Raw genomic sequence first — 21,865 nt, 5'->3', positions numbered from 1 at the left:
TCCACCATGTGCGGCATCGTCGGAATCGTCGGCAACCAGAACGTCGCCGGCCAGCTTTATGACGGGCTGACCGTCCTGCAACACCGCGGACAGGACGCCGCAGGCATCGCCACCGCCGACGGCACGCGCCTGCGCGTGCACAAGGACAACGGACTGGTGCGGGACGTCTTCAGCGCCAAGGCGATGAGCGTGCTGGAAGGCCGCGTGGGCATCGCCCACTGCCGTTATCCGACTGCCGGATCCGAAGGCATGGACGAAGCGCAGCCGTTCTACGTGAACTCGCCGTACGGCATCGCGCTGGCGCACAACGGCAACCTGATCAACACCGAGGCCCTGCGCCAGGACGTGTTCGCGCAGGACCGCCGCAACATCAACACCGATTCGGACAGCGAAGTGCTGTTGAACGTGTTCGCGCATGAGCTGGACCTGCAGCGCACGCTCAGCCCGGAGGCCGCCATCCGTGCGGTGGCCGGCGTGCATCGCCGCGTCAAGGGAGGATATGCGGTGGTCAGCGTGGTGCTGGGCCTGGGCCTGGTGGCGTTCCGCGATCCGCATGGCATCCGCCCACTGGTGCTGGGCAAGCGCGAGCACAGCGAAGGCACCGAGTACATCATCGCCTCCGAGTCTGCGGCGCTGGATATCCTCGGCTTCACGCGCATGCGCGACGTGCAGCCGGGCGAGGCCATCGTGATCACTGCGCGCGGCGAGCTGTTCAGCGAGATCGTCGCCGAGCCCCAGGACCACGCGCCGTGCATCTTCGAGTACGTGTACTTCGCGCGTCCCGATTCGATGATCGACAACGTGTCGGTGCACAAGGCGCGCATGCGCATGGGCGTGAAGCTGGGCGAGAAGATCCTGCGCCTGCGCCCCGACCACGACATCGACACCATCATCCCGATCCCGGACACCTCGCGCGACGCCGCGCTGGAAATCTCCAACGTGCTGGGCGTGAAGTACCGCGAAGGGTTCATCAAGAACCGCTATGTCGGCCGCACGTTCATCATGCCGGGGCAGGGCGAACGCGTGAAATCCGTGCGCCGCAAGCTCAACCCGATCAACCTGGAATTCCGCAACCGCGTGGTGCTGCTGGTCGACGACTCCATCGTGCGCGGCACCACATCCAAGCAGATCGTGCAGATGGCGCGCGATGCCGGCGCCCGCAAGGTCTACCTGGCCAGCGCCGCACCGCCGGTGCGCCACCCCAACATCTACGGCATCGACATGCCGGCGGCCGACGAACTGGTCGCGCATGACCGCAGCATCGAGGAGATCGAGACGCTGCTCGGCTGCGACTGGCTGATCTACCAGGACCTGGAAGACCTCGAGGCGGCCGTGCGCGAAGGCAATCCGCAGCTCGCCGATTTCGATTCCTCGTGCTTCGATGGCAAGTACGTCACCGGCATCGAGCCGGGATATTTCGAACGCATCGAGCAGGCACGTTCGGACGAAGCCAAGCGCAAGCGCCGCGTAGGCTGAAGCGGCGCGCACGCCATGGCGACGCTGTTCGAGGCTGCGCGTGCCTGCCTGGACGCGACGGACGTGGACGACAAGGTCGCGCTGACACGGCGATACGCTGATGCGTTCGCGCGCGGTGAGCTGGCGGTTCCCGCCGACGCGCCACCGCCCGAACCCATCCGCATGCCGGGGCGACCGGCGAAGCCGACCCTCGTGCATCCGCGCGATCTGCCGCGGCGTGGACTCGGCAGCGTGCCGGGCAGGGCCGCCTTCATCCATGCCATCGCGCATATCGAACTCAACGCCATCGACCTTGCCTGGGACGCGGCATACCGCTTCCGTGGTCTGCCGGCGGCGTTCCATGCCGACTGGGTGCAGGTGGCCCACGACGAGGCGCGCCACTTCGTGCTGCTGCGCGACCGCCTGCGCGAACTCGGCTACGACTACGGCGATTTCGACGCCCACAACGGCTTGTGGGAGATGACCGAAAAGACTGCGCATGACGGGCTGGCGCGGATGGCGCTGGTGCCACGCGTGCTGGAAGCGCGTGGCCTGGACGTCACGCCGGGGATGATCGTCAAACTGCGCGAACTCGGCGACGAAGCCACCGTGGCGATCCTCGAGCTGATCCTGCGCGAGGAGATCGCGCATGTCGCCGCCGGTTCGCGCTGGTACCGCTGGTACTGCGCACAACGCGGCATCGAACCGCGCGCACGCTTCCGCGAACTGCTGAGGGAATATGCCGGCGGCTACCTGCATGGCCCGTTCAACATCGAGGCGCGGCTGTTGGCCGGCTTCGACGAAGACGAGCTGGCGGCGTTGGAAGCCCCGTAGGGGATGAGGGTGTGGGAGCGACGTAAGTCGCGATGAGCTACCGCGGAAACATCATCGCGACTTACGTCGCTCCCACATCTAAGACCTACAGACGCTCCAGCGTCATTACATGCGGTTCCACGCGCAACACCGAGCCCTGCTCGTACCAGTCGCCCAGCACGATGCGGCGGCACGCTTGGCCATGGACGGTCAGGTCGTGGATCGCCGGCCGGTGCGTGTGGCCATGGATCAGCATGTCGATGCCGAACTGGGCCAGCGTGGCATCCACCGTCGCGGGCGCCACGTCGGTCAGCGTCTCGAACTGCGCCTTGTCGCTCTGCTTCATGCCGCCCTGGTGCGCAGCACTGGCGGCACGCGCCTGTGCAGCGAAGGCCAGTCGGGCAGCCAGCGATTGGGCCAGGAATTGCGCCTGCCACGCCGGATTGCGCGTCTGCGCACGGAACGCCTGGTAGGCCGTGTCGCCCGTGCACAGCAGGTCGCCATGCATCAGGATCGTCGGCTTGCCGTACAGCATGACGACCGCTGGATCGGGCAGGATGCGCATGCCGGCGCGGCGGGCGAAGGCGTCACCGAGCAGGAAATCGCGGTTGCCGCGGATGAAGAACACCGGTACGCCGGCATCGGCGACCTCGCGGATGCGGGCCGCGACGTAGGCACCGGTTTCAGACGGGTCGTCATCGCCCACCCAGGCTTCGAACAGGTCGCCCAGGATGTAAAGGGCGTCGGCCCCAACGGCCTCCCGTTGCATGAACGTGCCGAACAGTTCGGTTACAGCAGGGCGTTCGGGATCCAGGTGCAGGTCGGAGATGAAGAGCGTGGTCATGCCGTGATTCTAAGCCCTCCCCACCGGGCTTCCTTCATCGGCAAGGCCTTCCGGGCGCCTCGCCGAGCGGGCGCGCTGCGGCGCGTTCGGGCCGGCGAGGCGCGGCAGAACCGTCGCGGCGCGGTAAAATCGCGGGATTCCGTATTCAGAGCTCCTCCATGGCCTGCCGTACCCGCTTCGCTCCCAGTCCCACCGGCTACCTGCACATCGGCGGCGCCCGCACCGCGCTGTACTGCTGGCTGGAAGCGCGCCACCGCGGCGGCGATTTCATCCTGCGCATCGAGGACACCGATCGCGAGCGCAGCACGCAGGCGGCGATCGACGCGATCCTCGATGCGATGGACTGGCTGGGCCTGAACTACGATGAAGGCCCGATCTACCAGACCCATCGCGTCGACCGGTACCGCGAGGTCGCCGAACAGCTGGTGGCCGACGGCAAGGCCTATTACGCCTACGAGACGCGCGAAGAAGTTGACGCGATGCGCGAGGCGGCGATGGCGAAGCAGGAGAAGCCGCGCTACAACGGTGCCGCGCGCGAGCAGAACCTGCCGCGTCGCGACGACCCCAACCGCGTCATCCGCTTCAAGAATCCGCTCGACGGCGTGGTCGCCTTCGACGACCTGATCAAGGGCCGCATCGAGATCGCCAACAGCGAACTCGACGACATGGTGATCTTCCGTCCGGACGGCTACCCGACCTACAACTTCGCCGTGGTCGTGGACGACTGGGACATGGGCATCACCGAGGTCATCCGCGGCGACGACCACATCAACAACACCCCGCGCCAGATCAACATCTACGAAGCGCTGGGCGCGCCGGTGCCGAAGTTCGCGCACATGCCGATGATCCTGGACGAGCAGGGCGCCAAGCTCTCCAAGCGCACCGGTGCGGCCGACGTGATGCAGTACAAGGATGCCGGCTACCTGCCGCACGCGCTGATCAACTACCTGGCGCGGTTGGGCTGGTCGCACGGCGACCAGGAACTGTTCACGCGGCAGGAACTGATTGACCTGTTCGACGTGAAGGACGTGAACTCCAAGGCCGCGCGGCTGGACATGGCCAAGCTGGGCTGGGTGAACCAGCACTATCTGAAGACCGATGCGCCGTCGGACATCGCACCGCACCTGGTCCACCAGTTGGAAAAGCTGGAGATCGATCTCTCCCGTGGTCCCGCACCGGCCGATGTCGTGGTCGCCCTGCGCGACCGCGTGCAGACCCTCAAGGAGATGGCCGAGAAGGCGATGGTCTGGTATCAGCCGCTGACGGTGTACGACGAGGCCGCCGTGGCCAAGCATCTGGGGGCCGCCGCCCACGCTCCGCTGGGCAAGGCCCGCGAGTGCCTGGCAGCGCTGGCGGAGTGGAGCGCGGAAAGTGTGTCCGTCGCGCTGCACGAGGCTGCCGCAGCGCTCGGACTCGGCATGGGCAAGGTGGCGCAGCCGCTGCGCGTGGCCATCACAGGCACCCAGGTCAGCCCCGATATTTCGCAGACCGTCTACCTGGCCGGTCGCGACGAAGCCTTGAAACGCATCGATGCTGCACTTATCAAAGTGGATACGTCCGCCTGACTCCGGATCGCTCATGTCAAACGCCCATGCCTGTACCGACCCGCACCATCACGTCCACGACGCGCAGGCGTTCGTGGCGGCGGTCGAGCGCGCGTGCCAGGAGCGCGGCCTGCGACTGACGCCGATCCGTGCCCGCGTGCTGCAGCTGATCGCGGAAGCCGGCAAGCCGGTGAAGGCCTATGAATTGCTGGAATGGGTGCGCGCCACCAAGGGCGTGGGCGCCGACGCGCCGCCGACGGTGTACCGCGCGCTGGACTTCCTGATGGCCAACGGTTTCGTGCACAAGCTCGAATCCGTGAATGCGTTCGTGGCCTGCCATCACCCGAACAGCGCCCAGCATTCGGTGCCGTTCCTCATCTGCGACCGGTGCCACAGCGCGGTGGAGCTGGAGGATCGCGACGTGGTGGCGGCCTTGGATGCGCGCGCCAAGGCACTGGGTTTCCAGCCACAGGCGCAGACGCTGGAAGTACATGGCCTGTGCGCGCGCTGCGCGGCGACGTGAAACCCGCCGGCTTGCTGTGGGAGCGACGTAAGTCGCGATGGGCCACCGCGGCCCGTCATCGCGACTTACGTCGCTCCCACAAGGATCCTCAGGCCGCGGCCGGTACCGCACTCGGTGAACGTTCCCGGATCGGCAGGTTGGCCAAGGCGGCAATCAACGCCAACGCCATGTCCGCGTACCACATCCACGTGTAGTCGCCGAAGCGTTCCAGCGCCAGGCCGCCCAGCCACGCGCCGAAGAAGCCACCGATCTGGTGCGACAGCAACGTCAGCCCGAACAGCGTGCCCAGGTAGCGCGGGCCGAACAGCTTGCCGACCAGGCCTGCCGTCGGCGGTACGGTCGCCAACCAGGTGAAGCCGAGCGCAGCAGCGAATACGTAGAACGTCAACGGCGTCGGCGGCGCCATCAGGTAGAGGGCGATCATCACGGCGCGACTGGCGTACATCGCCGCGAGGATCCACTTCATGCGCATGCGCTGACCCAGGGCGCCCGCGACCAGGCTGCCAGCCACGTTGAACAGGCCGATCAGCGCGATCGACACCGCCGACACGCTGGGCGACAGACCGCACAACGCGATTTCGCCAGGCAGGTGCGTCACCAGGAAGGCGATGTGCACGCCGCATGTGAAGAAGCCCAGGTGCAGCATCCAGTAGCTGCGGTCGCGCAGGGCGATGGCGATCTGTTGTTTGAGCGAAATGTCGCCGACGGCAGTGGCCGGTGTCGTGCCCGTCGAAGGCGTCGCCTTCCTGCGCAACGGGAAGGCCAGGGGAATCGCGAGCAATGAGGCGACGGCAAGCGTGTACATCGCGCTGGCCCAGCCGGCGACGGCGATCACGGCCTGCACCAGGGGCGCGAAGACGAACTGGCCAAGCGACCCCCCCGCGTTGATGAAGCCCGCGGCGAACGAACGCTTCTCCGGTGCAAGCTGCTGTGCGGTGGCGCCGATCAGGATCGAGAAGCTGCCCGCGCCTGCGCCCGCCGCCGTCAACAAGCCCAGCGTGAACATCAGGCCCCACGGCGAGGTGAGGTGTGGCGTCAGCACCAGGCCAAGCGACAGAAGGATTCCGCCGGCCACCAGCACGCCCGTGGAGCCACGCTTGTCGGCGATTGCCCCGAAGACGGGTTGCACCGCGCCCCATGTGAACTGACCGATCGCCAGCGCGAAGCTGATCGCGGCGATACCGATGCCGGTGTCCTGGTGGATCGGCGTCACGAACAGCCCGGTGGTCTGCCGCGCTCCCATCGTGATCATCAGCATGCCCGCAGCGGCTAGAAGCAGGCCCCAGTGCATGCGCGGAGCGGGCGTTGTGGCGGCGGGGCTCATGCGGCTTCTCCCAGGTGCTTGCGCAGCAGGGCGTCGAGGTGGTCCAGGTCTGCGTGCAGCCGGTGGATGCCGGCGTCACCGAGCATCGCGTCGATGGTGTCCTGCGCGCGTCGCCACCTGGGCTTGGCGGCAAGGAGTCGATGGCGCCCCTCTTGCGTCAGCGCGATCAGGCGCTGGCGTGCGTCGTGGCCGCGGACGATTTCCACCAGGCCTGCATCCACCAGCGGCGACAGATTGCGGGTCAGGGTGGTGCGATCCATGCCGAGTTCCCCGGCCAGGTCGCCCAGCACGCGTGGCTCGCGTTCGCTGCGGCGCAGGATGGAGTACTGATTGAGGCTCAGGCCGACGGGCGCCAGTTCGTGGTCGTATACCTGGGTGACGCGGCGGCTTGCGCGGCGCAAGCGGAAGCAGGTGCACATGCTCGGCGTCGCCGAGGCGGAAGGGGTGGGCATGGTGGGGGGATCACACTGGCAGCGATGCGTCAATTATGTGTATATGCACATAACGGATGTCAAGAAGGGCGGCTGCCATCCAGGCCAGCCGCCCCGGGGGAGGACCGTCAGCCGTGGATCAGAAGTACGCGCGGATGCCGAAGGCCACGCCGCGGCCCGGCAACGGCGCGTAGTCGCGCAGCAGCGAGGTGTGCGGGCGGGCTTCTTCGTCGGTCAGGTTGCTGCCATCCAGGAACACTTCCCAGCTTGATGCCGTGCGATCCCAGCGATACGCCAGGTGCGCATCCACCAGCGTGTAACCGTCGCTCGGCTCCTCGTTCTGCGCCACGTCGTCCTGCTTGCTGTAACGCACTGCGCCCAGCGAGGCGCGCCAGCCGCCCAGCGACCAGCCCAGGTCGGCGCCGACGCGCATCGGCGAGATGCGGGGCAGGTAGCCGCCCTGCGCGATGTCGACCTCATAGCCGTGCGTGTGGTCGCCATGTGGCACTTCGAAGGCCACCGTCCGCAGGCCATTGCCGTCCAGCTTCGCCCGGACGTAGTCGCCGTACATGCGCAGCTCCCATGCGCCGGCCGTCGTGTCGGCCAGCTGGATCTTCGCTTCGGCCTCGGCGCCGGTGAAGGTGGCGTCGTCCTGCGTCCACAGCCGCACGGGATAGCCTTCTTCTTCCACGCCGGTATCGGTGAGATAGATGAAGTCCTTGAACTTCGTCTGGTACACCGCGAGCTTCAGGTCCACGCGATCGGTATGCCAGTGCGCACCGATCTCTGCGCGCACTCCCTTTTCCGTGTCCAGCGAGGCGTCGCCGATCTCGATCGACTGCGTGGCCACGTGGGTGCCGCCGGCGAACAGTTCCTCATTGGTCGGCGCACGCTCGGAGCGGTCCAGCCCGAAGCGCAGGTCGAAGCCATCGCTCAGGCGCCAGATCGCGGCGGCGGACAGGTTGATGGCGTCGAAATCGGTGGAGGCGCGATCCTCCGGCTTCAGTTTGACCTGATCGTAGCGGCCGCCGAGTTCCAGCTTCCACGGGCCGAAGTCCTTCTGCTGCAACACGAACAGGCCCAGTGTTTCGGTGACCGTCGAAGGCACGAAGGCCTCTGCGCCCACCGCGCTGAAATCGGTACTGCCGAACTGCAGTCCGAACGCGCCGCGCCAGCCGTTCCAGGTCTTCTGCACCGCTTCCAGGCGCGCGTCGTAGCCTTCATTGGTGAAGCGCGTGCCGATCTCGTCGCCTTCGAGCTCGAGGTGCTCGTAGTCGTTCCAGGCGGCGCGCAGGTTGATGCTCTCCAGGAACGAGACCGGGTCGTACACGCCGGCCTTCATGTCCACGCGGTTCTGCACCATGTCGATGCGCACGGGGCCTTCCTCGTGCGCTTCGTCGTCGTGGTCTTCTTCGCCGTCATGGTCGTGATCGTGGTCCTCTTCGCCATGCTCGTGCGCGCCGGCCGGAATGCCGTAGTTGCTGCGGTACGTGCTGGCGGCCAGGCCGACGTAGCCGCGGTCGCCCAGATAGGTCGCGCCGACGGCACCGGCACGGGTCTTCACCGAACTGTTCGGCAGCGTGCCGTTGGGTTGGGGTTCTTCCTCATGTTCTTCGCCCTCCTCATGGTCGTGCAGGATGGCCACGCCCGGGATGTCGTAGTCGTCGGTGTCGCGGACCAGGCCGTCGACATGCAGCACCCAGTTCCCGTTGACGCCGTCGAGGCGGAACATGCCGGTACGTTCGTCGTTGACGGTGTTGCCGCGCACTTCCGCGCGGCCGCTCAGCGGCTGGTCCGGGATCGATTCGGCCAGCCGGCCATCGACCACGTTGACGGCACCACCGATGGCACCGCTGCCGAACAGCAGGGTGGCGGGCCCCTTCAGCACTTCGATCTGGTCGGCTAGGAACGGCTCGATGCTGACCGCGTGGTCGGCGGAGACCGTGGAGGCGTCCATCGAGCCGATGCCGCCGGACAGCACCTGCACGCGCGGGCCCTCCTGGCCGCGGATGATCGGGCGACCCACGCCCGTGCCGAAGTAGGTGGTCTGCACGCCCGGCAGCTTCGCCACCGTCTCGCCCAGGGTGCCGGCCTTGGCCTTGTCCAGCGCCTCGCCGTACAGCACCTCCACCGGGGTGGCGACGGATTCGGCATTGCCCTTCAACGGTGAGGCGGTCACCACCACGGCGTCCAGATCCTTGGCCTGGGGGGCTCCGGCGTCGTCCGCCAGCGCGGCGGGAGAGGCAAGCGCCAGGGCGAGGGCGGCGGCGAGCAGGTGGGGGGCGGGGAGGGCGCGACGCAGGGATGGCATGGGCGTGGATTCACTCATGGTGGGGAGATTGAAGATGTTATAATATACCAACAGTGACAATATAACCCTCCCGGAAGTCATACTTGTCCCCATGAAGTCCTCCCTCCGCTTCTTCATCGATCGCTTCGCCGCAGCCGGATCGCTGGTGTGTGCATTGCATTGCGCGATCACCCCCCTGCTGTTGGCCGCGATTCCCTCGCTGGGCCTGTCCGTATGGCTGGGCGACGGCTTCGAGCGTGGCTTTGTGACCTTCGTGACCGTGCTGGGGCTTTTCAGCCTGGTCTGGGGTTATCGCCGCCACCGCGCGTTCCGTGCGCTGGGCATGCTGCTGTTCGGACTGGCCGCCCTGTGGGCGGGGGTGTTGTATGCGCCCCTGCATGAAGCCGTGGTGCCGCATGCCATCGTCATGACCGTGGGCGGCATGCTGGTGGGCCTGGCCCACCTGCTGAACCTGCGCCTGAACCACTGGCACATCCACGACGCCAGCTGCGCGCACTGAGCGCCTTGCCATAACGCGGGCAGGGGCCGAGGAGGCCCCGCTGTGGTAGGCTTTGCGGCCTCGCGCGCAGCGCCCCGGTCCGGTGGTCGCACGTGCAATCGCCCCGACCCGGGCGTACTTTTCAGTGAATCAGGAGAACAAAGATGGGCAAGGGTGATCGCAAGACGGCCAAGGGCAAGCGCTATTCGTCCAGCTACGGCAATGCGCGCAAGCACACGGTCGCCAAGGCGGGCGTGGCTGCCACCGCCACCGCCAAGAAGTCGGTCGTGAAGACCCCGGCGAAGAAGGCCGTGGCCAAGAAGGCCGTCGCCAAGGCGTAAGCCAACCGCGCCGGCAAGCCCGGCAGCGCGTGCGAAACCCCGGCCTGCGCCGGGGTTTTCGTTTTTCTAGCCAGCGGTAACGAGGCGGCCGCCCACGTGCACGGCCGACACCAGGTCGCCGCCCAGCCAGTAGGCGAGTTGCGCGGGCTGGTCGATGCGCCAGCGCACGAAGTCCGCGCGTTGCCCGACCTGCAGGCGTCCACGATCCGACAGGCCCAACGCCTGTGCCGCGTGCACGGTGGCGCCGCGCAAGGCTTCCTCGGGCGTCAGCCGGAAATGCGTGCATGCCAGCGACATCGCCAGCCGCAGGGATTGCAGCGGTGACGTACCGGGATTGCAGTCCGTCGCCACCGCCATCGGCACGCCCTGTGCACGGAAGGCATCGAGTGGCGGCAATCTGGTTTCGCGCAGCACATGGAACGCGCCCGGCAACAGCACCGCGACGCAGCCTGCCTGCCTCATGGCGACGACACCGGCTTCCGAGGTGTACTCCACGTGGTCCGCCGACAGTCCGCCAAAGCCGGCCACCAGCGCCGCACCGCCACCATCGCTCAACTGGTCCGCGTGCAGTTTCACGGGGAGTCCCAACGTGCGTGCGGTTTCGAACACCCGCTGCGTCTGCGCCGCGGTGAAGCCGATGCGTTCGCAGAAAGCGTCCACCGCATCCACCAGTCCTTCCGCATGCAGCAACGGCAGCCAGTCGCACACGGCGCCGATGTAGTCGTCGGCACGTCCTGCGTACTCCGGCGGCAACGCATGCGCACCCAGGAACGTGGTGCGCACCGTGATGCCGAGCGCAGCGCCGATGCGCCGGGCCACGCGCAGCATCTTGCGCTCGTTTTCCAGATCGAGGCCATAGCCGGATTTGATCTCCAGCGTGGTCACGCCATCGTCGCGCAGCGCGCGCGCACGCGGCAGCGACTGTGCGAACAGGTCGTCCTCGCTGGCGGCACGGGTGGCTCGCACCGTGGACACGATGCCGCCTCCTGCACGCGCGATGTCTTCATAGCTGGCGCCCTGCAGGCGCTGTTCGAACTCGCCGGCGCGGTCGCCGCCGAACACGGCATGCGTGTGGCAATCCACGAGGCCGGCCGTCACCCAGTCTCCGCCCGCATCGATGACGGTATCGGCCAGCGCATCCGGTGGAGCGGGCAGGCCGTCCATCGCGCCGGAGAACACCAGCACGCCCTCGCGCCAGCCCAGGGCGCCGTTTTCCACCACGCCGTAACCGGTGTCGCCTGCCAGCGTCACCAGTCGCGCATTCACCAGCAGGCCATCCCAGCGGAGCGTCATGCGATCAATCGCCTCCGCCGTCGCCGCCGCCATCCGCGTCGCCCTCGAAGCCGTGGACGCTGCCGTTGCCGCCGTCGTCACGATCGGTCCTTGCGGCCTTCAGGAACACGAAGACCGCGAAAAGGGCCGCCGCGACGAACAGCAGGGCGATTTCAAGAGCATCCATGGGCGTGCCAGAGCAGGGAGCGACGCGGTAGCCTAACGCACCCTCGTCACCAGCCGTAAGCATCGCCATGTCCCAGCATGACTCCCACGAAGCCCTGGCCGTCGCCACCGACGGCGGCTGGCGCGTGCCCGGCATCGCCAACCTGCATTCGCATGCCTCCCAGCGCGCGATGGCCGGCCTGGCGGAGCGTCAGACGCATCCGGAGGACAGCTTCTGGACCTGGCGCGAGATCATGTACCGCTTCACGGCCCGCATGACGCCCGACAGCATGTACGCGGTGGCGACGCAGCTGTATGCGGAAATGCTGGAAGCCGGTTACACGCACGTGTGCGAATTCCACTACGTGCACCACCAGCCGGATGGCACGCCTTATGCCGACCCGGCGGCGATGTCGAAGGCGGTGGTGGCGGCCGCGCGCGACACCGGCATCCGGATGACGCTGCTGCCCGTGCTGTACATGACCGGGGGCTTCGACGGCCGCGCGCTGTCGCCACGGCAGCAGCGGTTCGGGCACGACGTGGACGGCTTCCTTCGCCTGTTCGACGGCCTGCGCGCCCTGCAGGACGACGGGTTGCGCGTGGGCTGCGCGTTCCACAGCCTGCGTGCGGTGCCGGAAACCGCGATGCGGCGTGTGCTGGCGGCACTGCCCGCCGACGCGCCGGTGCACATCCACATCGCCGAACAGGTAGGTGAAGTGCAGGACTGCCTGGCGCTGCGCCAGGCACGGCCGGTCGAATGGCTGCTGGGCGAATGCCCGGTCGATCGCCGATGGACGCTAGTGCATGCCACGCACCTCACCGAAGCGGAGACGCGTGGCATCGCTGCCAGCGGCGCCACGGTGGCGATCTGTCCCACGACCGAAGCCAACCTGGGCGATGGCCTGTTCCCGCTGCGCGACTATCTGCAGGCGGGCGGGCGGTGGGGCATCGGTTCGGACTCGCATGTGTCGGTGTCGCCCGTGGAGGAACTGCGCTGGCTGGAGTATGGCCAGCGCCTGGTCACGCGCCATCGCAACATCGCCGTGACGCCGGCATCCACCAGCGTCGGCGAGACGCTGCTGCGCGGTGTGCTGGCGAGCGCAGCGGATGCCACCGGCTTCGCGGGTACAGGCGGGGATTGCGTCGTCCTGGATGGACGCGCTCCCGCACTGGCGGGCGCCACGCAGGACGATGTCATCGACCGCTGGCTGTTCGCCGGCAATCGTCCGCTGGTCGGGGAAGTCAGGGTGGCCGGGCGCCAGGTCGTCGCCGACGGGCGGCATGTGGCAGGCGACGCCATCGCGCGCCGCTACGGCGAAACCCTTCGACAACTCCTGCGCGGGTGACGGCATGCCGGACGGAATGCCGCCGTTGCCGGTGCCATCCGCCGGATCGGGGGTTCCGTCGTGCGGATTGCCGTCTCCATCCGATGCCGGCACGGCGCGGGAGCGGGTGCGGCAGCATGGTGGCCATCCCATCAGGAGCCACGCCATGACGTTCGCGCATTCCCTCGCCCTGACGCTGGCCGTCGCCAGCGGTTCCGCCCATGCCATGAGCGATGACGCGCTGGGCGATCTCGTCAGCCAGCGCCTGCAGGGTGATCGTACCGGCGCATGCATGGCCGTCGCCGTGATCGAGGACGACACCGTGGCGCGCGCGTTCCGATGTGCGGATGGGCAGGACACCGCGCGCATCGGCGCCGATACCGCGTTCGAGATCGGCTCCGTCAGCAAGACTATGACGGCCGCGCTGCTGGCCGACCTGATCCGGCAGGGCAAGGGCTCGCTGGATGACCCGCTGTCCGCGTGGCTGCCGGCGGGCACGAAGCTGCCGGACTACCAGGGCAAGCCGATCCTGATCCGCCACGTGGTGACACACAGTTCGGGATTGCCCGCACTGCCGTCGCGCATGGCCGCGCCGAGCGTGGACGATCCCTACGCCAGGCTGGACGAAGCTGCGCTGCTGGCTTCGCTCGGCGACGTCACCCTGACGGCTGCGCCGGGCACGACGTTCCAGTACTCGAACTTCGCCTCGATGGTGCTGTCGTACGCCGTCGCCCGCCGCGCCGGCACGGATATGGAAACCTTGCTGAAGCAGCGGCTGTTCGCGCCGCTCGGCATGCAGCACGCCTACATCGACCAGGCACCGCCCGGCGTGCGTGCCGCGGTGGGGCATACGCCGAATGCACGCCCGGCTTCCGCCTGGCATTTCCAGGCCAACCTCGCAGGCGTGGGCGGCGTGCGCGCCACGCTCGACGACATGGTCCGCTACGTGCAGGGTCAGCTCGGCGGCGAGCCGACATCCATCTCGCCGGCCCTGGAACTGTCGCAGCGGAAGATCTCCGACGCGCCGCCGATGGCGATGAACTGGATGCTGATGCCGGTCGGAGAGCGCGTCGTGCACGTGCACGAAGGCGGTACCGGTGGCTTCTCGTCCTTCGTGTCGTTCGACAAGGAAAGGCGGCGGGGCGTGGTGATCCTGTCCGACACCACATGGAACTCGATCGGCAGCCTGGGCTCGCTGGGCCTGCATCTGGTCGACCCCGCCTTTCCGCTGGGCAAGCCCCGTCGCGAGGCGACGCCGGATGGCGCCCTGCTCGATGCGCTCGCAGGCGAGTACCAGTTGTCCAGCGGCTTGAAGATGGTGCTGCGCCGCAAGGGTGACGCGCTGGAGATCCAGCCTGCGGGGCAGGGTGTCCATGCCATGGGGTACGACAGTGCCGGCGATTTCTATCCGCGCGATTTCGACGCCATCCTGCGACCGCAGCGCCAGGCGGATGGTTACGCCTTCACCTGGATGCAGATGGGCGGCGTGATGTCCGCCAAGCGCGTGGATGCCACCATGCGCAAACCCGCGCTGCGGGTGGACGCTGCCATCCTGAAGGACTACGAGGGCGAGTATCCGCTGGTGCAGGGGTTCGCCTTGAACGTGAAAGTGCAGGACGACGCCCTGACCATCCAGGGCACCGGCCAGCCGGCGCTGCCCGTGCAGGCGGTGGCGCCGGACGTGTTCGTGATGGATGCCGTCGGCGCCGAGATACGCTTTGAGCGCGACGGGGCGGGCGAAGTGGTCGCATTGACGCTGAAACAGGCCGGCCAGGAGCTGCGCGGGGAGAAGAAGTAGCCATGGATCGCGATTACTCCCTGCGCCAGAAGCTGCCGGCGGAGGTGCTGGTCGGTGGCAACGCCGTGTGGAGCCGGTATCGCCAGTACCCGGTGTTCGGCCGGCAGTGGCTGCTCGGTCGCAGTGTGCTGTTCTGCAGCGTGATCGCACTTGTCGCCGCTTTCATCGGAGCCGGTGTCGGCGTGGCGGTGCAGGATCCCGCCATCGCAGTCAAAGTGGCGGCGACGCAGTTCGTCGCCTTCAGCCTGATGGCGACGCTGGGGCCGGCGCTGGCCACGGCCGTGCGGCACCGACGCTGGCGCTTGTCATTGGAGCGCAAGGCCGTCGTGGTGGCGGTGCTGATGGGCATGGTGCTGAGCTACTTCGTGGACCAGCTGGCCTCGTCCTACGTCGAGCAGCTGACCAAGCCGGGATTCGCCGCAGCCGGCCTGCAAACGCGACCGCCGGACCTGTCGCCATGGGCAAGGGCCATTGGCCTGGCCATCAACATCGCGGTGCTCATCGTGATCTACGGGTTGTTCGGCGGTGGGCTGGCGTTGCGTGCCTACTTCAGCGAGCACCGGCGCTGGGATGCGCATCGCCATGACCGCGAACTGAGCGCGCTGGAGCACCGCGTGCACGAGGCGGACCTGCGCCTGGGCGTACTGCAGGCGCAGGTGGAGCCGCATTTCCTGTTCAACACCCTGGCCTCGGTGCGCGCACTGGTGCGGCAGGATCCGGCCCAGGCGGAGAACACGCTGGACGCGCTGGTCGCCTTCCTGCGCGCCACCATCCCCAAGCTGCGCGATGACCGCGGCCTGCATGCCACGCTGGGCCAGCAACTCGACATCGCGGCCAGCTACCTCGCGTTGATGCAGGTGCGCATGGGTGGGCGACTGACCTATGCGGTGCAGGCGGACGATGCGCTCCGCGTGCTGCCGTTCCCGCCGTCATTGCTGATCACGCTGGTGGAGAACGCGATCAAGCACGGCATCGAACCGCACCCGGGCCCGGTGCACATCGAGGTGGCGGCGGTCGTTGAAGGCGGGAAGTTGTGCGTCCGGGTCACCGACGACGGCGCCGGCCTGCAGCCTGGCCTGAGTACCGGCGTGGGGCTGGCGAACGTGCGTGAGCAACTCGCCGCACGCTACGGTGCGCAGGCGGACTTCGCGCTGTCGCCGCGGGCGGGCGGGCGCGGGGTTTGCGCCGGGATCCGCGTGCCGCTAGGGTCGCCGGCATGAGCCGCATCACCGCCGTGATCGCCGAAGATGAAGCGCCGCAACGGCGCGCGCTGCAGCAACAGCTGCATGCGGCGTGGCCCGAACTCGATATCGTGGCGGTGTGCGAAGACGGCGTATCAGCGCTGGAGGCCGTGACGCGGCACCGTCCCCGCATCGCCTTTCTCGACATCCGCATGCCGGGCGTGAACGGACTGGACGTGGCCCGCAAGGTGGTGGAGCAGGGTGGCCTGGTGGTCTTCACCACCGCTTACGAGGACTACGCGATCCGCGCCTTCGAGGCGGGCGCCGTGGACTACCTGCTCAAGCCTGTGCAGGACGTGCGGCTGGCGCAGGCGGTGGAGCGCGTGCGGGAGCGGCTTGCCGACCCGCACGCGCCGGATCTGCGTGCGCTGATCGACGATCTCGAGGCGCGCCTGCGCCCGCAGGGTGATCGGCTCATCCGCTGGATCACCGCCAGCGTCGGCGACAGCGTGCGCATGATCGCCATCGATGACGTGCTGTTCTTCCAGGCGCAGGACAAGTACGTGCGCGTGGCGACCGCCGATGATGACGCGATCATCCGCATGCCGCTGAAGGAATTGCTGGCGGGACTGGATCACGATGTGTTCTGGCAGGTGCACCGCGGCGTGCTGGTGCGCGTGCAGGCCATCGACCGCGTGCGCAAGGACGAGCTTGGCCGCCACCAGCTCAGCGTGAAAGGCCGCCAGGACGTGCTGCCGGTCAGTGCCGCGTTCCAGCAACGTTTCCGCGGCATGTAGGCCGACTCAGCCGAACAGGTCGTCCGCCTTCGCCAGCGCGCCTTCCAGTTCCAGTAGGAACTGCTTGGTCGGAAGGCCACCGCCGAATCCCGTCAGCGAGCCATCCGCGCCGATCACGCGATGACAGGGCAACACGATGGGCAGCGGATTGCGTCCGTTGGCGGCGCCGACGGCGCGCATCGCGGTGGGTTTCCCGACGCGCTGCGCCAGTTGCGCGTAGCTGATCGTTTCCCCGTAGGCGATGCCAGCCAGCGCCAGCCACACCACGCGCTGGAAATCGGTGCCGCGCGGCGCCAGCGGAAGATCGAACGCGCGGCGCTCCTCGGCGAAGTATTCCCCCAGTTGGCGTGCGGCCAGTTCGAGCACGGGATGCTTCCCCTCCGTCCATCCAGCACGGTTCGCGGGATGGCGGTTGCGCGGGAACTCGATCGCATGCAGGCCGTCGTCGGTCGCGGCCAGGGTGAGCGTGCCGACGGGGCTGTCGAGGTGGCGGAAGAGGATCATGGCGGGCAGGATAAAGGAGCTCGAATGTAGGAGCGACGCAAGTCGCGACCGCATGAGTGGAATGTTCGCTGTCGTTGAAGGATCCCGGTCGCGACTTACGTCGCTCCTGCAGGAGAGCGTGGCTTCTGCGCCGCCATGCTCGCCTTCCACACATGGATCACCGCATACGCGCGCCACGGCCGCCAGGCTTCCGCGCGTGCCGTCAGCGCCTTCGCTGTCATCCGCGTGCCATCCGTCGGCACGGCCTTCTGCAGGACCAGGTCGTCGGCGGGAAACGCGTCCGGATGGCCGAGTGCGCGCAACGCCATGTAGTGCGCCGTCCACGGGCCGATGCCGGGCAGGGCCACCCAGCGTGCGGTGAAATCGTCCAGCGTGCGCTCCGGGTTGAAATCCACGCGCCCTTCGATCACCGCGCGTGCCAGCCCCCGTATCGTCGCGGCGCGCGCGCGGGTCAGGCCGATCTCGGTCAGGTCGACATCGGCGATCGCGTCAGGCGTCGGGAACATCTGTGTCAGTGCCCCGAACGGCGTCGCCAGCGCGGTTCCATACCGTTGCGCCAGGCGCGCGGTCAGCGTGCGTGCGGCGGCCACGCTGACCTGCTGGCCGATGACGGCGCGCACCGCGATCTCGAAGCCCTCCCAGCCGCTGGGCAACCGCAGGCCCGGCCGCTCGCGCAGCAACGGACGCAGGCGCGCGTCGCCCTCCAGCGCGTGCGCGATGGCCTGTGGGTCTGCATCCAGGTCGAACATGCGTCGCAGGCGGTGCACGATCCCCAGCAGTTCAGCGGGCGCCGCGCCGTGCAATTCCAGTTTCAATGCATGCGGGTCCTTTCCATCCCATGCGCTGACCCGCAACCAGCCCGGCGCAGCACCCGTGCCGATCACGCGAGCGTAGCCGTGTTCATCCACGGTTTCCACGCCGGGCAGGGCGCGTCCGCGCAGGAAATCCAGCATCGCGGCGAAGTCGTACGGTGGCCGGTAGCCGAGGCGGAGCGTCATCACCTCGCGTGAAGGCAGCGCATCGCGCTTGCGCAGGTCGCGCGGCGCCATGCGGTATTCCTCGCGGAAGGTGGTGTTGAACCGGGTCAGGCTGCCGAAGCCCGCCGCCAGGGCCACCTGCGTGATGGGCAGCGCGGTGTCGGTGAGCAGTTGCTTGGCGAACAGCAGGCGCCGCGTGCCGTGCACGCCTGCGGGCGTCGCGCCCAGGCGTTCGGTGAACAGGCGCCGCAGCTGCCGTTCGCCCACTCCGACTTTTCTGGCCAGCGCGGACAACGGCGCGTCCACCAGCGCGCCCTGTTCGATCAGCTTCAGTGCACGCGCCACCACCGCATCGCCGCGCCGCCAGGTGCCGTCGCCCGGCGCAAGTTCCGGGCGGCAGCGCAGGCATGGGCGGAAACCGGCGGCCTCTGCCGCAGCGGCGTGGCGGTAGTAGACGATGTTCGCCGGCTTCGGCGCGGGCGCCGGGCACACCGGACGGCAGTAGATGCGGGTACTGGTGACGGCGGTGAAGAACAGGCCGTCGAAGCGCGCGTCGCGGCTCAGGCGCGCCTGTTCGCAGACGTGCGGGTCGGGCAGGGCGGTGGCGTCGTTGGGAAGCATGCCCGCAGGCTAGCACCGGCCCCGCGCGCGGACTCCCCGTTTCCGGACATCAATGCGGCGTGTCCGCCCGCGGTGCGAGGGCAGGTGCGAACGTCTTCAGGGTGCCGTCGTTCGCTGCGGCCCGGATGCGCAGCAGGTGGGCCAGCAGCGGATACACGTCGACATTGTCGAAGGCGGGCAGTTCCACGCCGGGCACGAAATCCGGTCCTGACGCGACGAAGAACGCGCGCATCTGCGGATCCTCCGGCACGAAACCGTGCTCGCCCTTCAGGGCCTGCGGCGGCAGCGGGTGGCGACGCAGCTGCAGTCGCCAGCCCGTGTCGGACTGGCAGACGATGGGCGCGATGCGCGCGTTGCGCCCGTAATGCCATGCGGCGGGCAACGTGTCCCTGTTCCAGCAGGTGTAGTGGTCGTGCCGACCGATCAGGCGGCGCGCGACCTCGGCCTCCTGTCCTGCGCGCGGGGTGATGTGCGCCACGGGGCCGAGCGACGACCACGAGAACATGGGCTCCGGCAGCACGTCGTCCAGGTAGGCCGTGTCGGACGTGCGCACGTCGGCCATGCCGTGGTCGGACAGCACGACCAGGTTGGTGCTGTGGCGCAGATGACGCGCCTCCAGGCCACGCAGCAGTGTTGCCAGGGCGGCATCGATGGTGTGCATGGCATCCACGGCCTGGGGCGAGAACGTCCCGGCCGCATGCGCGGCCACGTCGTACTGCTCCAGATACAGCGTGATGAAGCGTGGACGTTCGGCTGCCGGCAGGTCCAGCCACGCCAGCACTTCGGCCACGCGCTGGTCCGGGGTCAGGGCACCGTTGAAGGGGCGCCAGTGGTCCGGACGCCCTCCCGCGATCTCCGCTTCGGAACCGGGCCAGAACATCGTCGCGGTCTTCAGGCCCGCGCGTTGTGCGCTGATCCAGATCGGCTCCCCTCCCCAGAAGCGGCCATCGCGGCCGGACGCCTTTTTCGATTCGAACCGCCCCAATGCAGCGTCCTTGAGGTCGTTGTGGACGATGCCATGGCGGTCCGGCCGCAGGCCGGTCACCAGGGTGTAGTGGTTGGGGAAGGTGAGCGTGGGATACGACGGATTGACCCACGCCGCGCGTGCGCCCTGCGCGAACAGGGCATCCAGCACGGGCATGCGGCCGCTGCCCGGGATATCGGCGCGCAGGCCATCGATGGAAACCAGCAGCAGGGTGGGGGGTGGAACGGACGCGGCATCGTCGCGCCGCGCGGGGGAGCTGCAGGCGGCCAGGCACAACAGCATGGCCAACCACGCCCCCCTGACGATTGGCAGGTGCATGGGCTACGTAATCACTCTAGAACGGCAACAGCTTGGCAGACTCCGGGACATTCCGCATGACAACGCACCTCCGACTTTCGTCCACGCTGCTGTTGGGACTGGCCGCCGGCAATGCCCTGGCCGCCTCACCGGACGCCACGCGGCAGGCCGAATGCGCTGTCTGGCAGCGCGAACTCAGCTTCGCCCAGTCCGTCGCCGACCACGATCCGAAGGCGTTCGCCGAGCACCTGCATGCCGATGCCGCTTTTGGCGTGAGCCGTGCGCCCACCCGGGGGCGCGAGGCCATCACCCGGGAATGGGCGCCGTTGATCGAGGGCAAAGCCTTGAAGCTGCGCTGGTACCCGGCGGTCGTGACGCTCGGCGGCGACGGTCGCACGGCCTATTCCAGCGGCCCGGCCCTGTACGAAGATCCGGTGACCGGCGAGCACAGGATCGGCCGCTTCGGCTCGGTGTGGCAGCGGGACGATGACGGCACATGGCGCGTCCTGTTCGACGATGGCGTGTCGCCGCAGAAGGTGGATGCGGCGGCCGTGCAGCGCTTCCACGAAGGGCGCAAGGCCCAGTGCCCGGCTGCCTGATTTCAGCCTGAACGATCAGGGCGCCCAGACTCACATTAACGCGTGGCGAGGCGTAACGTAGTGATCACACGCTCGACCGGGAGTCGATCATGAAACGCCTGACCCTCTTCGCTTTCGCTGCCTGCCTGGCAGCCACCGCCGCGCACGCCGAATCGCCTGTTGCCGAAGCGCAAGCCGCGCCTTCTCCAGAAGCGACGGCCACTGAAACCCGCGACGCGATGCCGGCCATGGACGCAGAGGCCGCTTCCGCATCCACCGAAAAGCCGCCCGTGTCGGAAGCCAACTGCGTGCGCCAGACCGGCAGCCGCATCCGTCCGCGCGATCGCAAGACGGCCTGCAACGGTCTTCCGGGCCGTGCGTACACCAAGGAAGATCTTGACCGCACCGGTCACATCAGTCTGGGTGACGCATTGCGCACGCTGGATTCCTCCATCCGATAGGTCCGGAACGGCGCACGCCTTCCCGGTTCCGGATCGGCCAGGAAGCAGGCGCTCCGGCGCGCGCTCCTCGCTGAGGGGGGCGCAACGCCTCAACAGTCGTCCGAACGCCCCGCGGCATACCGCAGCCCGCGCACCAGCTGCGCGATGACGTTCGCATCCGCATACACCACGGCATCGTGGCCCAGCCCCGTGTACCAGCTGCGTCCGCCATCGAAGGCATGGCACCACGCGATGGGATGGTCTTCACCCATCAGGCCGCCGTCATACGCGCGTTCGTCCACCGTGGCGATCACCTTCACGCGTCCGCGTGGATTGGCGCGGTAGTTGTACAACTCGTCGGTGATCGGCCAGCGCTCGCCCACGGGCTTTCCGTCATGTTCGGGTTGCACGTGGGTGGATTGCAGCCCGGGCGGGTGATCGTGGAAGTACGCGCCCACCAGTTGCCCGTACCAGGGCCAGTCGTACTCGGTGTCGGCCGCGGCGTGCACGCCGACGAAACCACCACCGTTGCGCACGAAGCCCTCGAGTGCCGCCTGCTGTGCATCGTCCAGTACATTGCCCGTGGTGCTGGCGAACACCACCACGCGGTAGCGCGCCAGATGGGCGGCGGTGAAAGCGCTGGCATCCTCGGTGTGGTCGGCGACCATGCCTTCCGCCGTGGCGATCCGTTGCAGCGTTGCCACGGCCACCGGGATGGATTCGTGGCGGAACTTCGCCGTCTTGGTGAACACCAGGATGCGGTCCGGCGGCGTGGCCGCCACAGGCGCCGCGCATGGCAGGCCGGCCAACAGAACAGCGGAGAGAAGCAGGCGGATGGCGGTCATGCCCCGATTCTGCCAC

Annotated in this window: 22 protein-coding genes; 12 read left to right on the top strand and 10 right to left on the bottom strand. The window is 68.1% G+C overall.

All coding sequences use genetic code 11. From position 1 onward, the window contains the following. The first annotated feature begins 6 nt into the window (after positions 1 to 6). Entirely contained in the window at positions 7 to 1,476 is a 1,470-nt protein-coding gene (gene purF / locus OY559_RS14420) for an amidophosphoribosyltransferase (RefSeq protein WP_277726933.1), read from the top strand. A gap of 15 nt (positions 1,477 to 1,491) precedes the next feature. Continuing rightward, a complete protein-coding gene (locus tag OY559_RS14415) occupies positions 1,492 to 2,289 on the top strand; it encodes a ferritin-like domain-containing protein (RefSeq protein WP_277726932.1) in 798 nt (265 codons plus the stop codon). A gap of 85 nt (positions 2,290 to 2,374) precedes the next feature. On the opposite strand, the gene lpxH is transcribed toward OY559_RS14415, so the two are convergent. Next, a complete protein-coding gene (gene lpxH, locus OY559_RS14410; RefSeq protein WP_277726931.1) occupies positions 2,375 to 3,112 on the bottom strand; it encodes a UDP-2,3-diacylglucosamine diphosphatase in 738 nt (245 codons plus the stop codon). A gap of 158 nt (positions 3,113 to 3,270) precedes the next feature. Here lpxH and gltX point away from each other — a divergent pair, with 158 nt between their 5' ends. Both gltX and OY559_RS14400 read left to right on the top strand, forming a co-directional pair. After that, the gene (gltX, locus tag OY559_RS14405; protein WP_277726929.1) at positions 3,271 to 4,677 is read left to right on the top strand and encodes a glutamate--tRNA ligase; all 1,407 of its coding nucleotides are present in this window, start codon (positions 3,271 to 3,273) and stop codon (positions 4,675 to 4,677) included. A gap of 13 nt (positions 4,678 to 4,690) precedes the next feature. Beyond that, positions 4,691 to 5,179, top strand: a complete 489-nt coding sequence (locus tag OY559_RS14400; RefSeq protein WP_277726928.1) for a Fur family transcriptional regulator — start codon at positions 4,691 to 4,693, stop codon at positions 5,177 to 5,179. 88 nt (positions 5,180 to 5,267) lie between these two features. Here OY559_RS14400 and OY559_RS14395 read toward each other — a convergent pair whose 3' ends face one another. From OY559_RS14395 to OY559_RS14385, 3 genes are all read right to left on the bottom strand, one after another. After that, on the bottom strand, positions 5,268 to 6,503 hold the full coding sequence (locus OY559_RS14395; RefSeq protein WP_277726927.1) for an MFS transporter: 1,236 nt from the start codon (positions 6,501 to 6,503) through the stop codon (positions 5,268 to 5,270). Further along, the gene (locus OY559_RS14390) at positions 6,500 to 6,955 is read right to left on the bottom strand and encodes a MarR family winged helix-turn-helix transcriptional regulator (RefSeq protein ID WP_277726926.1); all 456 of its coding nucleotides are present in this window, start codon (positions 6,953 to 6,955) and stop codon (positions 6,500 to 6,502) included. Before OY559_RS14390 ends, OY559_RS14395 begins: the two co-directional genes overlap by 4 nt. 118 nt (positions 6,956 to 7,073) lie before the next feature. Further along, complete coding sequence (locus OY559_RS14385; RefSeq protein WP_277730019.1) at positions 7,074 to 9,245, bottom strand: TonB-dependent receptor; 2,172 nt, start codon at positions 9,243 to 9,245, stop codon at positions 7,074 to 7,076. Positions 9,246 to 9,336: 91 nt separating this feature from the next. On the opposite strand from OY559_RS14385, the gene OY559_RS14380 reads away from it, so the two are divergent. After that, positions 9,337 to 9,744 (top strand): MerC domain-containing protein, encoded by a 408-nt coding sequence (locus OY559_RS14380; protein WP_277726925.1) that lies wholly within the window; start codon positions 9,337 to 9,339, stop codon positions 9,742 to 9,744. Positions 9,745 to 9,887: 143 nt separating this feature from the next. Continuing rightward, on the top strand, positions 9,888 to 10,064 hold the full coding sequence (locus OY559_RS14375; protein ID WP_142124535.1) for a 30S ribosomal protein THX: 177 nt from the start codon (positions 9,888 to 9,890) through the stop codon (positions 10,062 to 10,064). 66 nt (positions 10,065 to 10,130) lie between these two features. On the opposite strand, the gene hutI is transcribed toward OY559_RS14375, so the two are convergent. Together hutI and OY559_RS14365 are read right to left on the bottom strand one after the other, a co-directional pair. Further along, positions 10,131 to 11,357, bottom strand: coding sequence for an imidazolonepropionase (gene hutI / locus OY559_RS14370; RefSeq protein WP_277726924.1), 1,227 nt, complete (start codon positions 11,355 to 11,357; stop codon positions 10,131 to 10,133). Between the two features lie 4 nt (positions 11,358 to 11,361). After that, positions 11,362 to 11,592 (bottom strand): hypothetical protein, encoded by a 231-nt coding sequence (locus tag OY559_RS14365; protein ID WP_277726923.1) that lies wholly within the window; start codon positions 11,590 to 11,592, stop codon positions 11,362 to 11,364. Between OY559_RS14365 and OY559_RS14360 the strand changes: the two genes are divergently transcribed. From OY559_RS14360 to OY559_RS14345, 4 genes are all read left to right on the top strand, one after another. Then, positions 11,591 to 12,847, top strand: a complete 1,257-nt coding sequence (locus OY559_RS14360) for a formimidoylglutamate deiminase (protein ID WP_277726922.1) — start codon at positions 11,591 to 11,593, stop codon at positions 12,845 to 12,847. The genes OY559_RS14365 and OY559_RS14360 overlap by 2 nt on opposite strands. 145 nt (positions 12,848 to 12,992) lie before the next feature. Further along, positions 12,993 to 14,624 carry a serine hydrolase gene (locus tag OY559_RS14355; protein WP_277726921.1) on the top strand — a complete coding sequence of 544 codons (1,632 nt, stop codon included), beginning with the start codon at positions 12,993 to 12,995 and terminating at the stop codon, positions 14,622 to 14,624. Positions 14,625 to 14,626: 2 nt separating this feature from the next. Beyond that, positions 14,627 to 15,844 (top strand): sensor histidine kinase, encoded by a 1,218-nt coding sequence (locus OY559_RS14350; RefSeq protein WP_277726920.1) that lies wholly within the window; start codon positions 14,627 to 14,629, stop codon positions 15,842 to 15,844. Then, positions 15,841 to 16,602, top strand: a complete 762-nt coding sequence (locus OY559_RS14345; protein ID WP_277726919.1) for a LytR/AlgR family response regulator transcription factor — start codon at positions 15,841 to 15,843, stop codon at positions 16,600 to 16,602. The genes OY559_RS14350 and OY559_RS14345 overlap by 4 nt, the downstream gene beginning before the upstream one ends. A 6-nt stretch (positions 16,603 to 16,608) precedes the next feature. On the opposite strand, the gene OY559_RS14340 is transcribed toward OY559_RS14345, so the two are convergent. The 3 genes from OY559_RS14340 to OY559_RS14330 all read right to left on the bottom strand — a co-directional run bounded on the left by OY559_RS14340 (position 16,609) and on the right by OY559_RS14330 (position 20,007). Continuing rightward, positions 16,609 to 17,106 carry a methylated-DNA--[protein]-cysteine S-methyltransferase gene (locus OY559_RS14340; protein WP_277726918.1) on the bottom strand — a complete coding sequence of 166 codons (498 nt, stop codon included), beginning with the start codon at positions 17,104 to 17,106 and terminating at the stop codon, positions 16,609 to 16,611. Between the two features lie 95 nt (positions 17,107 to 17,201). Next, positions 17,202 to 18,704 carry a DNA-3-methyladenine glycosylase 2 family protein gene (locus OY559_RS14335; RefSeq protein WP_277726917.1) on the bottom strand — a complete coding sequence of 501 codons (1,503 nt, stop codon included), beginning with the start codon at positions 18,702 to 18,704 and terminating at the stop codon, positions 17,202 to 17,204. A gap of 49 nt (positions 18,705 to 18,753) precedes the next feature. Beyond that, positions 18,754 to 20,007, bottom strand: coding sequence for an alkaline phosphatase family protein (locus OY559_RS14330; RefSeq protein WP_277726916.1), 1,254 nt, complete (start codon positions 20,005 to 20,007; stop codon positions 18,754 to 18,756). 56 nt (positions 20,008 to 20,063) lie between these two features. Here OY559_RS14330 and OY559_RS14325 point away from each other — a divergent pair, with 56 nt between their 5' ends. Both OY559_RS14325 and OY559_RS14320 read left to right on the top strand, forming a co-directional pair. Next, on the top strand, positions 20,064 to 20,585 hold the full coding sequence (locus OY559_RS14325) for a YybH family protein (RefSeq protein ID WP_277726915.1): 522 nt from the start codon (positions 20,064 to 20,066) through the stop codon (positions 20,583 to 20,585). 89 nt (positions 20,586 to 20,674) lie between these two features. Beyond that, positions 20,675 to 21,025, top strand: coding sequence for a hypothetical protein (locus OY559_RS14320; RefSeq protein WP_277726914.1), 351 nt, complete (start codon positions 20,675 to 20,677; stop codon positions 21,023 to 21,025). Between the two features lie 89 nt (positions 21,026 to 21,114). Here OY559_RS14320 and OY559_RS14315 read toward each other — a convergent pair whose 3' ends face one another. After that, entirely contained in the window at positions 21,115 to 21,849 is a 735-nt protein-coding gene (locus tag OY559_RS14315; RefSeq protein ID WP_277726913.1) for a ThuA domain-containing protein, read from the bottom strand. Positions 21,850 to 21,865: the final 16 nt, after the last annotated feature.

The sequence above is a fragment of the Pseudoxanthomonas sp. SE1 genome (assembly GCF_029542205.1).
Taxonomy (GTDB): Bacteria; Pseudomonadota; Gammaproteobacteria; order Xanthomonadales; family Xanthomonadaceae; genus Pseudoxanthomonas_A.
Note: the sequence above shows the minus strand (reverse complement) of the source record. Positions and strands in the feature narration are given on the sequence as shown.